Source organism: Neisseria sp. HMSC065D04 (assembly GCF_001815675.1).
Classification (GTDB): Bacteria; Pseudomonadota; Gammaproteobacteria; order Burkholderiales; family Neisseriaceae; genus Neisseria.
Genome location: NZ_KV821473.1, coordinates 1 through 14412 on the forward strand (window position 1 = coordinate 1; position 14412 = coordinate 14412).

The 14412-nt window shown below is 53.8% G+C and carries 13 protein-coding genes; 9 read left to right on the forward strand and 4 right to left on the reverse strand.

The window, feature by feature from the left end:
* Positions 1–124: 124 nt before the first annotated feature.
* Together HMPREF3050_RS01090 and pip are read right to left on the reverse strand one after the other, a co-directional pair.
* A complete protein-coding gene (locus tag HMPREF3050_RS01090; protein WP_070773159.1) occupies positions 125–670 on the reverse strand; it encodes a DUF4189 domain-containing protein in 546 nt (181 codons plus the stop codon).
* 24 nt (positions 671–694) lie between these two features.
* Positions 695–1630 carry a prolyl aminopeptidase gene (gene pip, locus HMPREF3050_RS01095; RefSeq protein WP_070773160.1) on the reverse strand — a complete coding sequence of 312 codons (936 nt, stop codon included), beginning with the start codon at positions 1628–1630 and terminating at the stop codon, positions 695–697.
* A 157-nt stretch (positions 1631–1787) separates the two neighbouring features.
* On the opposite strand from pip, the gene lptE reads away from it, so the two are divergent.
* The 4 genes from lptE to HMPREF3050_RS01115 all read left to right on the forward strand — a co-directional run bounded on the left by lptE (position 1788) and on the right by HMPREF3050_RS01115 (position 4535).
* Positions 1788–2267: an LPS-assembly lipoprotein LptE gene (lptE, locus tag HMPREF3050_RS01100; RefSeq protein WP_003741184.1), complete on the forward strand. Its 480-nt coding sequence runs from the start codon at positions 1788–1790 to the stop codon at positions 2265–2267.
* A complete protein-coding gene (gene holA / locus HMPREF3050_RS01105) occupies positions 2267–3268 on the forward strand; it encodes a DNA polymerase III subunit delta (RefSeq protein ID WP_070773161.1) in 1002 nt (333 codons plus the stop codon). Before lptE ends, holA begins: the two co-directional genes overlap by 1 nt.
* 225 nt (positions 3269–3493) lie before the next feature.
* Positions 3494–3913, forward strand: a complete 420-nt coding sequence (locus HMPREF3050_RS01110; protein WP_003767286.1) for a hypothetical protein — start codon at positions 3494–3496, stop codon at positions 3911–3913.
* A gap of 97 nt (positions 3914–4010) precedes the next feature.
* A complete protein-coding gene (locus tag HMPREF3050_RS01115; RefSeq protein ID WP_070773203.1) occupies positions 4011–4535 on the forward strand; it encodes an RDD family protein in 525 nt (174 codons plus the stop codon).
* A 258-nt stretch (positions 4536–4793) separates the two neighbouring features.
* Here the strand turns inward: HMPREF3050_RS01115 and HMPREF3050_RS01120 are convergent, their stop codons facing one another.
* Positions 4794–6437, reverse strand: a complete 1644-nt coding sequence (locus HMPREF3050_RS01120; protein ID WP_070773162.1) for a lactate permease LctP family transporter — start codon at positions 6435–6437, stop codon at positions 4794–4796.
* A 401-nt stretch (positions 6438–6838) separates the two neighbouring features.
* On the opposite strand from HMPREF3050_RS01120, the gene HMPREF3050_RS01125 reads away from it, so the two are divergent.
* On the forward strand, positions 6839–7618 hold the full coding sequence (locus HMPREF3050_RS01125) for a FadR/GntR family transcriptional regulator (RefSeq protein WP_070496307.1): 780 nt from the start codon (positions 6839–6841) through the stop codon (positions 7616–7618).
* Positions 7619–7743: 125 nt separating this feature from the next.
* Positions 7744–10596: an aminomethyl-transferring glycine dehydrogenase gene (gene gcvP, locus HMPREF3050_RS01130; protein ID WP_070773163.1), complete on the forward strand. Its 2853-nt coding sequence runs from the start codon at positions 7744–7746 to the stop codon at positions 10594–10596.
* A 103-nt stretch (positions 10597–10699) separates the two neighbouring features.
* On the opposite strand, the gene HMPREF3050_RS01135 is transcribed toward gcvP, so the two are convergent.
* A complete protein-coding gene (locus tag HMPREF3050_RS01135; RefSeq protein WP_003744611.1) occupies positions 10700–10858 on the reverse strand; it encodes a DUF1328 domain-containing protein in 159 nt (52 codons plus the stop codon).
* Positions 10859–11533: 675 nt separating this feature from the next.
* Between HMPREF3050_RS01135 and HMPREF3050_RS01145 the strand changes: the two genes are divergently transcribed.
* The 3 genes from HMPREF3050_RS01145 to HMPREF3050_RS01155 all read left to right on the forward strand — a co-directional run bounded on the left by HMPREF3050_RS01145 (position 11534) and on the right by HMPREF3050_RS01155 (position 14281).
* The gene (locus tag HMPREF3050_RS01145; protein WP_070773165.1) at positions 11534–12364 is read left to right on the forward strand and encodes a carbon-nitrogen hydrolase family protein; all 831 of its coding nucleotides are present in this window, start codon (positions 11534–11536) and stop codon (positions 12362–12364) included.
* 231 nt (positions 12365–12595) lie between these two features.
* The gene (gene rbsK, locus HMPREF3050_RS01150; protein ID WP_070773166.1) at positions 12596–13498 is read left to right on the forward strand and encodes a ribokinase; all 903 of its coding nucleotides are present in this window, start codon (positions 12596–12598) and stop codon (positions 13496–13498) included.
* A gap of 222 nt (positions 13499–13720) precedes the next feature.
* The gene (locus HMPREF3050_RS01155; RefSeq protein WP_009311093.1) at positions 13721–14281 is read left to right on the forward strand and encodes an adenine phosphoribosyltransferase; all 561 of its coding nucleotides are present in this window, start codon (positions 13721–13723) and stop codon (positions 14279–14281) included.
* Positions 14282–14412 lie beyond the last annotated feature (131 nt).

Genomic DNA, 14412 nt, shown 5'->3' on the forward strand with positions numbered 1-14412 from the left:
CCAAGCCCAATGCGATTAAAAACAGTCTTTTCATAAATTTATCCTTTTCCCAGCTCATCTTTAACTTGGCTTAGAAAAGGTCGTCTGAAAATAGTTTTCAGACGACCTTTTAAATAAAATTTGATTATTGCAATTCAGGCAGGGAGCAGCCTTCGGGGAGGTAAATTTCACAATTTGTTACCTTTGAATCCGCCCTGCATTGCGCTAACGCTTCCGCCTCTGCCAATCCTTTTTCTTTTTCTGCATAAAAAGATTTCCATACTTTAGGATTTTTGATGACTTGACCTTTTGCAGCAGCAATGCAGCCGTTGCGTACCCAAGAAACCACTTTACACGGAGCATTTTTATCACCCTGCTTGCATTGCTCCAGCGCTTCCTTTTTTGCCTCTGACAGCGAATTTTTATTCAGCACACCTGCCCCATAACCTGTTTTCATGTTCAAAGCAGCCGCACCGAATTTGGAAGGAACTTTCACGTCGTAGTAGATGATTTTTTTAGGAGGCGGGGTGCTGTTGCCTGATTTGGGAGGCGGCACATTGTATAAAATTTGCCGACCGCTTCCGTCTATGATACGGCAGGTTCCCGTGGCAGCTTGGTATTCTCCACCACAGCCATTGGCATAAACATTAAAACTTACCAACCCCAATGCGATTAAAAACAGCTTTTTCATCAATTTGTCCTTTCAAATTATGTCTCACCACGCCGCGCGTTCCCTCATGTCTTCCACCGCTTCCACCAACGCCGCCGCCAATGGCGGATCAAACGACGAGTGTCCCGCCTGAATCACGCGCAGTTCGGCTTCGGGGAGTGCCTGCGACAGTTCCCACGCGCTTTGCATGGGCGTACATAAGTCGTAGCGGCCTTGCACGATGATGGTCGGGATATGTCGGATTTTGTCCGTGTTCGCCAAAATCGCTTTGTCGCCTTTCAGCCAGCCTTCGTTGACGAAATAATGGTTTTCCAAACGGGCGATGTCGAGCGATTGGTAGGCGTCTTCGTCGACGTCTTGCGGCTCGAAGCGGATCAGGTAGCTTTCCCAGTCCGCCCAGGCTTTGGCGGCTTTCAGACGACCTGCTTCGTCTTCGCCGAACAGCATTTCGTGATACGCCGCAATCAGGCTGCCGCGTTTTTCTTCGGCGACGGGCGCGAGGAATTTCTGCCATTGCGCGGGATAAATCTGGCTGACGCCACCTGCTTCGTCCAGCCACGCCATTTCGGACGGGCGGCACAGGAATATCCCGCGCAAGACGAGTCCGGCAACGCGTTCGGGATGGGTTTCGGCATACGCCAGCGACAAGGTGCTGCCCCATGAGCCGCCGAACACCAGCCATTTTTGAATGCCCAGCATTTCGCGGACTTTTTCGATGTCGGCAACCAAATCCCAAGTCGTGTTGTCGTCGGTGCAGGCGTAAGGCAGCGAACGGCCGCAGCCGCGCTGGTCGATGATGACGATGCGGAACACGTCGGGATTGAAAAAGCCGCGGCAGGCAGGCGATGCGCCCGCGCCGGGTCCGCCGTGCAGGAAGATGACGGGCAGCCCGTCGGGATTGCCGGACTCTTCCCAGTAGATTTGATGGATGTCCGATACTTGCAGCAGGCCGCTGCGGATGGGTTCGCGGATGGGATGCATGATGTTTCTCCTGTTGTCTGACGTTTGGATTGTACCCATCGGGCAGGTAAACGACAAACGGCAAGGGGTCGTCTGAAATCCCCTTCTGCCGCCGCGTTTCCCGACCGCCCGACTATCCGCTATAATTCCCCGATACCCGCGCAACAGAAAGAATGAAATGAACAAAATCCTGATGACCGCCGCCGTGTTGCTTCTGTCCGCCTGCGGCTTCCACCTCAAAGGCATGGGCGGCACCGCACGCACACTGCCATATCCCGCTTGGCACATCCAAAACGCTTCCGTCATGCAAAAGGCTTTGGAAAACGCCCTGCGCCGCGCCGACGGCAAACCCGTTTCCGCCGCCGAAGCGCAAATGACTTTGCACATCAAGAACATTGAAACCCGTCAGGACATCTACACCATCACCCGCGCCGCGCTGGTCAACGAATACCTGCTGACCCTGCGCGTCGAAGCCCAAGCCATGCGCAACGGCGAGCCTGTGGGCGAACCGATGACCATCCTCGTCAACCGCACGATGGATTACAACGACAGCGAAGTGTTGGGCAAACAGGAAGAAAGCGAAACCATCTGGGCGGAAATGCGCGCTGACGCCGCCGACCAAATCGTCCGCCGCCTGACGTTCCTGAAAGCATATTGATGGCGATCATGAATATTGAGCAGGTCAACGCGGATATGCCGCTTTCGCCGCTGTACATCATCCACGGCGAAGAAGACCTGTTGCGCATCGAAGCCCTCGACACCCTGCGCGCCGCCGCCAAAAAACAAGGCTACCTCAACCGCGAAGTCTTTACTGCGGACAACGGCGCCGACTGGGACGAACTTTTGCAAAGTGCAGGCAGCGCAGGACTTTTCGCCGATTTGAAACTTTTGGAAATCCACATTCCCAACGGCAAGCCCGGCAAAAACGGTGGCGACGCGCTGCAAACCTTCGCCGAACGCCTGCCCGAAGACACCGTTTCCCTGATTCTGCTGCCCAAGCTCGAAAAAGCCCAAACGCAGGCAAAATGGTTCACCGCGCTCGCCGCCAAAGGCACGGTACTCGAAGCCAAAGCCATTAGCGCGCAAGCCCTGCCGCAGTGGATAAAGGGTCGTCTGAAAAAGGTCGGACTCGACATCGAACCCGACGCGCTCGCCCTGTTTGCCGAACGCGTCGAGGGCAACCTGCTTGCCGCCCGCCAAGAAATCGACAAACTCGCCCTGCTGCACCCGCAAAACCATACCGTCAACATCGCTGATGCCGAAGCCGCCGTCGCCAACGTCGCCCGTTTCGACGTGTTCCAGCTTTCCGGCGCATGGATGAAAGGCGATGCCCTGCGCGTCGCCCGCCTTTTGGACGGACTCGAAGAAGAAGGCGAAGAACCCGTCTTGCTGCTGTGGGCGGTTGCCGAAGACATCCGCACCCTCATCCGCCTGACCGCCGCACTCAAACAAGGACAGAGCGTACAATCCGTCCGCAACAGCCTGCGCCTGTGGGGCGACAAACAAACCCTCGCGCCGATTGCCGTCAAACGCATTCCCGCCGTCCGCCTGATCGAAGCGCTCAAAACCTGCGCCAAAATCGACCGCATCATCAAAGGCGCAGAAGACGGCGACGCGTGGACGGAATTCAAGCAGTTGGTGACGGGGTTGGCGGTGTAATTTCATCGGGCATGGATAGGCGCTTTTCGCGGCAAGGACGCGCCTGTTCAAAAAGAGTGAAAGTTTGTATGCCGCATCGCTTCTGTACGCGCCCAAACGGCAAAAATACTGTAAAATACCGTTAAACATAAAGTTATGATATTTGAGGTCGTCTGAAACCCTGCCTATCTGCTGCAAACCTTTTTTTCAGACGACCTCCCACCCTTAATAAGGAACTGCAACTTCATGGACAACCAAACCAAACTCCGCATCGGCGGCCTGCTCGTGCTGACCACCGCCGTTTTAAGCCTGATCATCGTCTTAATCGTCGATTCGTGGCCGCTCGCCATCCTGCTTGCCGTCATCATCGTCGCCGCAGCCGCCGGCGGCTTTGTCTGGACTTCGCGCCGCCAGCAGCGCCAGTTTCTCGAACGCCTGAAAAAATTCGACATCGACCCCGAAAAAGGCCGCATCAACGAAGCCAACCTGCGCCGTATGTACCACAGCGGCGGACAACACCAAAAAGACGCGATAACGTTGGTCTGCCTGTCGCAAAAATGTTCGGCCGACGAAGCGCACGCCATGTTCAAAAAACGCCCGACCCGTCAAGAAATGAACCAGATGGCAGCCCAGCAGGCGCGCGGACAAAAACGCCCCCACCGCTGATTCCTCCCACACAAAGGTCGTCTGAAAACGGATGCGGCGGTTTCGCCCAAACCAAGCATTCCGTTTTTCAGACGACCTTTTTACCGAGCAGACCGCCATGACCGCCCTTCCCCCCGCCCCCGTCAAACGCCGCCTTGCCGCCCTGATGTACGAATTGCTGCTGACCGGCGCCGTGACCGCCATCGCCGCCCTCCTTGCCGGCATCGCCGCGATTTTCCTCAACCCCGTCTCCCAGCTCCTTTCCAGCTTGGCTACCTGCGTTATCTTCGTAGGCAGCTGGTGGCTCTACTTCAAAACCAACTGGACGAAAACCGGCCGCACCCTCGCCATGCAGACTTGGAAAATCGGGCTGCATGGCAGAAACGGCACGCTGCCGCCATTGTCGCAACTGCGCATCCGCTTTATTTGGTCGTGTATCTTCGTCGTCTTCATCCCCCTGCTCGCCTACGCCGGCCTGCGCCACCTGCTCGCCATCCCGCCTATACCTGCCTTCGGTGCCGCCCTTATCTGGCTCATCCTGCCGTGGGGCTTCGCCCTGCTGAACCCAGACCGGCAGTTTTTATACGATTTCTTGGCGGGAACGCGATTGGTCGATTTGAAACAGGAAGCATCCGAAAGCTGATTGTTCTACTGTTTCGCCACACAGACAAAAGGTCGTCTGAAAACGAGGCAAGCCCTTGCCGTTTTCAGACGACCTTCTTATCCGCCGTCGTTCCTGTTTGAAATCCAACCCAACTTAAACCATCTTCGATTCACGCATTCCCCTACTGTTTAAACGAAACGGAAATGACGGTAAACCCGATCACGCCCACAACAACAAAAAGGTCGTCTGAAACCCAAATTGGATTTCAGACGACCTTTTCATTTCAAGCCGATTGGCTTATTTGTTGAAGAAAACCAGCGTCCACGGCAAGACATAAGCTTGCAGCAGGGTCAGCAGGCCGACGAAGGTACAGAAAATCAGGCTGTGTTTCACGGTGAAGCGGAACAGGTTGGATTCTTTGCCTTCCAGACCGACTGCCGCGCAGGCGATGGCGATGGATTGCGGCGAAATCATTTTGCCGGTCACGCCGCCGGTGGTGTTGGCTGCGACGGTCAGTTCGGGTACGACGTTGATTTGATGCGCAGTGCTGGCTTGCAGCGAGCCGAAGAGTGCGTTGGCGGAGGTGTCCGAACCGGTCAGGAATACGCCCAGCCAGCCGAGGAACGGCGAGAAGAACGGGAATACAGTGCCGGTGGCGGCGAGGACGAGTGCCAATGTGGACGACAGGCCTGAATAGTTTGCCACGAATGCGAAGCCAAGTACCAAGCCGATGGACAGGATGGACAGGCGCAGTTCTTTGAGCGTTTCAAAGAAAGTGCTGACGGCTTCGGAAGGTTTCATTTTCAGCAAGGCGGCGGAAACGATGGAAGCAAACAGGATTGCCGTACCGACTGCGCCGAGGAGGTCGATTTTGAATACGGCGGCGTATGGTGTCGGTTCGCTGACGATGGGCGCGGCTTTTTGTACCAAGTTGTGCAGCATCGGCCAGTCGAATTTGATGGTGGCAACGCCCAAAGCCTCTTTAACGCCCTTAATCGTCCACACGCTGACGAAAACGGTCAGGATGGCGAAAGGCGACCAGGCTTTGATGATTTGTCCGGCAGTGTATTCGCCCGCTTTGCGCTCGGCCGGTTTTTTCATGCCGTTGAAGGTGAAGATTTCTTTAGGCTGCCATTTTTTCAGGAAGGCAGACAGGCAGACCAGGCTGACCAATGCGGAGGTCACGTCGGGTAACTCGGGGCCGATGAAGTTGGCGGTAATGAACTGGGTAGTGGCGAAAGATACGCCCGCCACCAATACGGCAGGCCAAGTTTGGCGTATGCCGCGCATACCGTCCATCATGGCGACCAACCAGAAAGGAACGACAATCGACAGGATCGGCAGTTGGCGGCCGGCGACCTGACCGATGTGGTAAGGGTCGAGGTTGGACACTTGACCGGCAACCAGGATTGGAATACCCATCGCGCCGAAAGCCACAGGCGCGGTATTGGCAATTAAACACAAACCGGCGGCGTAAAGCGGATTAAAGCCCAAGCCCACCAACAACGAGGCGGTAATCGCCACCGGCGCGCCAAAGCCTGCCGCGCCTTCGAGGAATGCGCCGAAAGAGAAGCCGACCAGCAGCATTTGCAGGCGTTGGTCTTCGGTAATCGAAATCACGGAAGCGCGGATGATGTCGAACTGCCCTGTTTTCACGGTAATTTTATACAGGAACACGGCGGTAACGATAATCCATGCAATCGGCCACAAACCGTAAGCAAAGCCGTACAGCGCGGAAGAAACCGCCATGCCCGCAGGCATTCCGAAGCCTAATATGGCAACGCCAAGCGCAATCAGCAGCGTATAAAGCCCCGCCTGATAGCCTTTAAGCTTCAGGATGGTCAGTGCGACGAAGAAAAAGATAATGGGCAGGAGGGCGACGGCTGCCGTCAAATACAGGCTGCCGCCCACTGCGGTATAGTTTTGAATCCAAGTATCCATAGGGAAAATCTCCGAATATTTTTCTAATATATTTTCTTAAATTGGTAAAACCAATTTTGAGAACGGAGGACACTTTACGAAACTTTAATATGGCGGTCAATTATTTTTTCAGACGACCCGGCTGCATCGGCGCAAATTTGTTATTTAATTTTAAATAAAACAAAATATTATATGAATTGTAAAAATGTAGCCCAATGTAGTTTTAAAACACATACGGGTAGGACAAGCCATATTGACGGGATACGGGGCGGTAATTAGAATACGGCGACATTGGTCATGCCAATTTGGTCATGCTAATTTTGACACAGGTTGCCATTTCAGATGACCTGCCGCATCACATTACATTATCGGATTTGGGTCTTCTTCACAGAAAAAAACATGATGGAAAAGAGGGAATTACAATGACAAAACTGGTTCGTCCGCAAAAAATCAGCGACCAAATATTGTCGATATTGGAGGAACGCATCGCGGCGGGCATTTACGAAGAAGGCGGCAAAATCCCGCCCGAGCGCACGTTGGCGGAAGAATTCGGCGTATCGCGCCCGTCGGTCAGGGTCGCGCTGAACATCCTGATTGCGCGGCAGGTTTTGGAAGCGCGTCAGGGCGACGGCTATTACGTTTCCGTCAAACCGCAGCAGGATTTCCTCCAAAGCTGGCAAGAATTGCTCGGCAAACATTCCAACTGGGAAACCGACGTTTTCGATTTCAGCTGCCACATCGAAGGCTGCATGGCGTCGCTGGCTGCCGAACGGCGCACCGATGCCGATTTGAAACGGATTGATTTTTGGCGGCAAAAATTCGAATCCGCCTGCGAAAGCGGCCATCTGGAACATCAAAGCGAAGCCGACGTGAGCTTTCACCAAACCATCGCCGACGCCGCGCACAACATCCTCTTCAGCCACCTCTCCGGCGGCCTGCTCAAAATGCTCTACCGCCAGACGCGCAGCAGCATCATCTATTCCAACCAAACCGAAGACCCGCGCCCCAAGCTGATTGCGCAACACCGTGCCATCTACGAAGCCATCTTGGAACGCCGCCCCGCCGATGCCGCCGAAGCCGCCAAAATACACTTAAACTACGTCGCCAACAGCATCTTGCAAAACAGGGAATACAAAAGCCGCAACGAACACGCCGACACGCTGGCGCAGAAAGACTTGAAGCGGGTGCAGGACTGGAAGTAGCTTCCTGCCTGACGGAAATAGCAAGCAGACACAAAACCCGATTATCCGCCCGCAACCGCAAGGTCGTCTGAAACATCAAAACACCTGCCTTCGCGGCAGATTCCTACAAAACCGAAGGAGTAGAAATGAAACTATCCGAACTGTTCAACCCCAACGAATTTGCCGCGCGTCATTTGAGTTTCGGCGACGAGGCCGCGCTTTTGGAAGCGCTCGGCGAGAAAAGCATGGACGAATTTGTCGGCAACACCGTGCCGCAAAGCATCCGTATGCCGTCCGAACTTGACCTGCCCGAAGCCCTGACCGAGGCGGATGCTTTGGCGAAGCTGAAAGCCATTGCGGCGAAAAACGTGATCAACAAATCCTATATCGGTTTGGGCTATTACCCGACCCGCGTGCCGAACGTGATTTTGCGCAACGTATTGGAAAATCCGGGCTGGTACACCGCCTACACGCCGTATCAGGCGGAAATCGCGCAGGGGCGTTTGGAAGCGTTGTTGAACTTCCAGCAGGTGTGCATCGATTTGACCGGCTTCCCTGTGGCAGGCGCGTCTTTGTTGGACGAGGCAACTGCCGCCGCTGAAGCGATGGCAATGGCGCACCGCGTGGGCAAGGTGAAATCCGAGCGTTTCTTTGTGGACGAGCGCGTTTATCCACAGACTTTGGACGTGATGAAAACCCGCGCCAAATATTTCGGCTTCGAGCTGGTGGTTGGCGATTTTGCCAAAGCGGATGAGGGCGAATACTTCGGCGCGCTGTTCCAATACGTCGGCAAAGACGGCGATGTGCAAGACTTGCAGGATGTTATAGGTCGTCTGAAAACCAAAGGCACGGTTGTTGCCGTTGCCGCCGACATTATGAGCTTGGTCTTGCTGAAATCGCCTGCCGAGTTGGGCGCGGACATCGCGTTGGGCAACACGCAACGCTTCGGTGTACCGATGGGCTTCGGCGGGCCACACGCCGCTTATTTCGCGTTTAAAGACGAGTTCAAACGCTCCGCCCCGGGCCGCATCATCGGCGTATCCAAAGACGCATCGGGCAAACCCGCGCTGCGCATGGCGTTGTCCACCCGCGAGCAACACATCCGCCGCGAAAAAGCCACGTCCAACATCTGCACCGCGCAAGCATTGCTGGCGAACTTGGCGGGCATGTACGCCGTTTATCACGGCCCCGAAGGCGTGAAACGCATCGCCAACCGCATTCACGCGCTGGCTTCCGCCTTTGCCGACGCGTTGGTTTCAGACGGCCTGAATGTGGTTCACAAAGTCTTCTTCGATACCGTTACCGTTGATTTCGGCAGCAAAGACAAAGCGGACAAAACGTTCCAAACCGCTTTGGAACTGGGCTACAACCTGCGCCGCGTCAGCGACACCCAAATCGCCGCCGCCTTCCACGAAACATCCGTGCGCGAAGACCTTGCCGTGTTGTACTACGCCTTCACCGGCAACAACACCTTCACGCTTTCAGACGACGTCAAAGGTCGTCTGAAAACCGAATTCCTGCGTCAAGACAATATCTTGCAGCATCCCGTGTTCAACCGTTACCACACCGAACACGAAATGCTGCGCTACCTGAAAAAACTCGAAGACCGCGATTTGGCGATGAACCGCAGCATGATTTCGCTGGGCAGTTGCACCATGAAGCTCAACGCCACCGCTGAAATGCTGCCGATTACTTGGGCGGAGTTCACCAACATCCACCCCTACGCCCCCGAAACCCAAACCGCAGGCTACCGCGAGCTCCTGACCGACATGGAAAACAGCCTGAAAGCCATCACCGGCTTTGACGCGATTTCCTTCCAGCCCAACTCCGGCGCGCAGGGCGAATACAGCGGTATGCTCGCCATCCGCCGCTATCAGGAAGCCCAAGGCGAAGCAAACCGCAACATCTGCCTGATTCCCAAATCCGCCCACGGCACCAACCCCGCCACCGCCGCCATGCTCGGTTTGAAAGTCGTCGTCGTCGATACCGACGAACACGGCAACGTCAACATCGACGATTTGAAAGCCAAAGCCGAGCAACACCGCGACACCTTGTCCGCCATCATGATTACCTATCCGTCCACCCACGGCGTGTACGAAGAAGGCATCCGCGACATCTGCCGCATCATCCATGAAAACGGCGGACAGGTTTACATGGACGGCGCCAACCTCAACGCCCAAATCGGCATCATGCAGCCCGCCGAAGTCGGCGCGGACGTGTTGCACATGAACCTGCACAAAACCTTCTGTATTCCTCACGGAGGCGGCGGTCCGGGCATGGGCCCCATCGGTCTGAAAGCCCACCTCGCCCCGTTTGCCCCAGGTCATGTGCTGACCGACACGCACAGCGCCAGTGCCGAGCAAACCGCCGTTGCCGCCGCAGCCTTCGGTTCCGCGTCCATCCTGCCGATTACTTGGATGTACCTGACCATGATGGGCAAACAAGGCATGGAGCAGGCAACGCGCTGGGCATTGCTCAACGCCAACTACGTCGCCAAACGCCTGAGCGAAGACTATCCCGTCCTTTACACAGGCAAAAACGGCCGCGTCGCGCACGAATGTATCGTCGATTTGCGTCCGCTCAAAGCCGAAAGCGGCATCACCGAAACCGACATCGCCAAACGCCTGATGGACTACGGCTTCCACGCCCCAACCGTCTCCTTCCCCGTTGCCGGCACGCTGATGATCGAACCGACCGAAAGCGAGAGCAAAGCCGAACTCGACCGCTTCATCGCCGCCCTGAAACAAATCAAACAGGAAGTGTTGAAAGTCGAACGCGGCGAATGGCCGAAAGACGACAACCCGCTGGTCAACGCCCCGCACACCGCCGCCGACGTAACCGGCGAATGGGCGCATCCGTACTCCCGCGAAGAAGCCGTTTTCCCGCTGCCTTTCGTGCGCGAAAACAAATTCTGGCCGAGCGTCAACCGCGTGGACGACGTGTACGGCGACCGGAATTTGGTCTGCACCTGCCCGCCGATGGAAGCGTATGAAGATTAGGGTTTGACATGAAGAAAGGTCGTCTGAAAATTTCAGACGACCTTTGTTTTAAAAAACGTTCATTCAGAAGGTAGCGTGGTTACGCCTTATCTGTTTGTCAGTTTTATTTTTTCTTGCCAAAAATCAGGGACAACACTGACAAAATCAGGAAACCGACAAACAGGATTTTAGCGATACCTGCCGCGCTGCCTGCAATACCGCCAAAGCCCAGTACGGCTGCAATAATGGCGATGACGAAGAAAACAACTGCATAATGAAGCATGGTTTTTTCCTTTCTGTTTGGTGTGCAAACGGTTTGATATGCAAACGGTTGAGAATAACCTGTCCGTTTTTTTGTGGGATTTAACAGTTTTAATTGCTTAATCAACTATCTTATTGATTAATTTCATACTCACGGATGTAACCGCTTGTAGTACACCTTATCGGATAACTTCCAACTTAGCAAACCGTAACAATACAAATTTTCAAGAAATCTGCCCAATTATGAAATAACCAAACAAAGAATCAACGGTTTATATACAGACGTTAAGTTTTGAAAACATTTATATTTTATCGATTTATTAGCATTTAAAAAATTCTTTTTTAAAATCAACAAAAAATAAAAAATAATATATTTATATAAAGTAATGCCAAACCTGCCGTTCAAATCATCATAAAAACGGCTCAGAAAAACAACAGGTCGTCTGAAACGCTGCTTTCCTTATTGATTGTTTTTTTGAAACGATTTCGTTATATAGTGGATTAACTTTAAACCAGTACGGCGTTGCCTCGCCTTAGCTCAAAAGAACGATTCTCTAAGGTGCTGAAGTACCAAGTGAATCGGTTCCGTACTATCTGTACTGTCTGCGGCTTCGTCGCCTTGTCCTGATTTAAAGTTAATCCACTATACAACAAACCATCCTTTGCCCTTTTCAGACGACCCGACAGGAAAACCGCCATGCAAAACATCCGCGCCGCCGCCGTGCAAATGATTTCGTCCACCGACCCCGATGCCAATATCGACACCATGAAACGCCTCGTGCGCCAAGCAGCCGAGCAAGGCGCGGATTGGGTGCTGTTGCCCGAATATTGGTCGCTGATGGGGCGTAAAGATACTGACAAACTGGCTTTCGCCGAACCTTTAGTCGGTAGCAGTTTAGGTGAAACCCGCTACGCTCGTTTTCAGACGACCTTGAGCGAGACGGCGGCGGAATGCGGCGTGGTGCTGTTCGGCGGCACGATTCCGCTGCAAAGCCCCGATGCGGGCAAAGTGATGAACACGATGTTGGTGTACGACCGCGACGGCACGCAAATCGGGCTGTATCACAAAATGCACCTGTTCGGTTTTTCAGGTTTGGGCGAACGCTATGCCGAGGCGGACACCATCAGCGCAGGCGGCGATGTGCCGAAATTGGCTGCCGACGGCGTGCCGCTTGCCGCCGGCGTGTGCTACGACTTGCGCTTTCCCGAGTTTTTCCGCGCCCAGCAGCCGTTTGACGTTTTGCTGCTGCCCGCCGCCTTTACTTACACGACAGGCAAAGCGCATTGGGAATTGCTACTGCGCGCCCGCGCGGTGGAAAACCAATGCTACGTCATCGCTTCGGCGCAAGGCGGCGAACACGAAAGCGGCAGGCGAACGTTCGGTCATAGCATGATTATCGATCCGTGGGGCGAAATCTTGGACGTATTGCCCGAAGGCGAAGGCACCGTCATCGCCGATTTGGACGCTGCGAGGATGCAAAGCGTGCGCACCAGGCTGCCCGCGTTGCAACACAGGTTGTTAAAATAAAAACAATTCATCCCCAAACGTCGCCATTCCTGCTTTAAATCCTATGATATGTTGATTTTATCGCAACAAAATTAATCCAAAGTAATATGAAATTGACAATTAATTTTGCATTTATAATATTAGCAGGTACAATTTCAGACTATTTATTTGGGCTAATCATACATTGCACAACAGCAGACAAAAATAAGGCTGTTCAACAGCCTAGTGCATTTTATAAAAGGGATATCAAGGATGCTCCAAGCTAAAATCGTCGTTATCGGCAGTATCAATATGGATTTAGTCACCCGTGCTTCAAAATTTCCCAGAGCGGGTGAAACATTGCTGGGCAATTCATTTCACCGCTTCATGGGCGGCAAGGGCGCAAACCAAGCGATTGCAGCAGCGCGTTTGGGGGCGGACGTCTGTATAGTCGGCGCGGTCGGCGATGACGATTTCGGCTATGAAATGACCACCAACCTCTGCCGCGAAGGCATCTTTACCGAACACATCCAAACCCTCACCGGCCTGCCCAGCGGCATGGCAAACATTACCGTTGCCGACGATGAAAACGCCATTATCGTTATCGCCGGAGCCAACATGGGGCTGACGGTTGCCGACATCGAAAACGCCGAGCAGCAAATCGCCTCCGCCGATGTGGTTTTGAGCCAGCTCGAAATTCCGATGGACTGCGTCATCACCGCCGCAAAATTGGCGAAGAAATACGGCAAGCCCTTTATCCTCAACCCGGCTCCCGCCCAATTCCTGCCTCCGGAATTATGGGAATTGGTCACTCTTCTAACCCCCAACCGCTACGAACTTGCCGACTGTCTCGGCCTGTCGCAAGATTTGAATCCCGAAGAGCTGATTCTAAAAGCCCCCTGCCCCGTCCTGATGACCATGGGCGACAAAGGCGCAGTCTATAAAGACGGAAAAGACGGTTTGCGTTATGTTTCCAGCTTTAAAGTGGACACTGCCGACACCACCGGCGCCAGCGACGCATTCAACGGCGCGTTGTCCGTCTTCTGGAATCAAGGCATCGAAACTGCCGTCCGTAAGGCATGTGCCGCCGCCGCGCTTTCCATTACCCAAGACGGCGCGCAAAACGGGATGCCTTTCAAAGAAGAATTGGAACAATTCCTCGCCGCGCATCAATAAATCCATATTCACGTTATGAAACACAAAAGGTCGTCTGAAACCCATCTTCCGGCGTTTCAGACGACCTTTATTAATCTTAAAGATGATTGAGCCGCATTACCGTGTCGCACGCCATGTCATGAATGCTTCGGGGAACGGTTAAACCGCCCCGATGGATTTGGCAACAGACGGTCTGACGGCTACAATGTCATGTTAAAAACTTTTCATTTGGGAACACGCAAAATGTTGGTTCATCCTGAGGCTATGGGCGTCGCCGCATTGGCGGACAAAATCCGCAAAATCGAAAACTGGCCGCAAAAAGGCATTTTATTTCACGACATTACGCCGGTGCTTCAAAGCGCGGAATATTTCCGTCTTTTGGTGGACTTGCTGGTTTACCGCTATATGGGTCAGAAAATCGATGTCGTGGCTGGCTTGGACGCACGCGGCTTCATCATCGGCGCGGCGTTGGCGTATCAATTGAACGTCGGCTTCGTCCCCATCCGCAAAAAGGGCAAGCTGCCTTTTGATACGATTTCGCAAAGCTACGCGCTGGAATACGGCGAAGCGACAGTCGAAATCCACAAAGACGCGGTCAAACCCGGCGCGCGCGTGCTGCTGGTCGATGACCTGGTCGCAACCGGCGGCACCATGCTCGCAGGCGTGGAATTAATCCGCAAACTCGGCGGAGAAGTCGTTGAAGCGGCGGCGATTTTGGAATTTACGGACTTGATCGGCGGCAGCAAAATCCGCGAAAACGGCGTTCCCCTGTTTACCCTGCTGCAAAACGAAGGCTGCATGTAAACTTTGCCCATGCCTCAAAGGTCGTCTGAAACAGCCATTCCGCTTTTCAGACGACCTTTTTGTTGTCCCTGATTACGCGGTTAATGTAAATATCGGTTTCAGATTCGGATAATGCCGCCAAATCGTTTAAA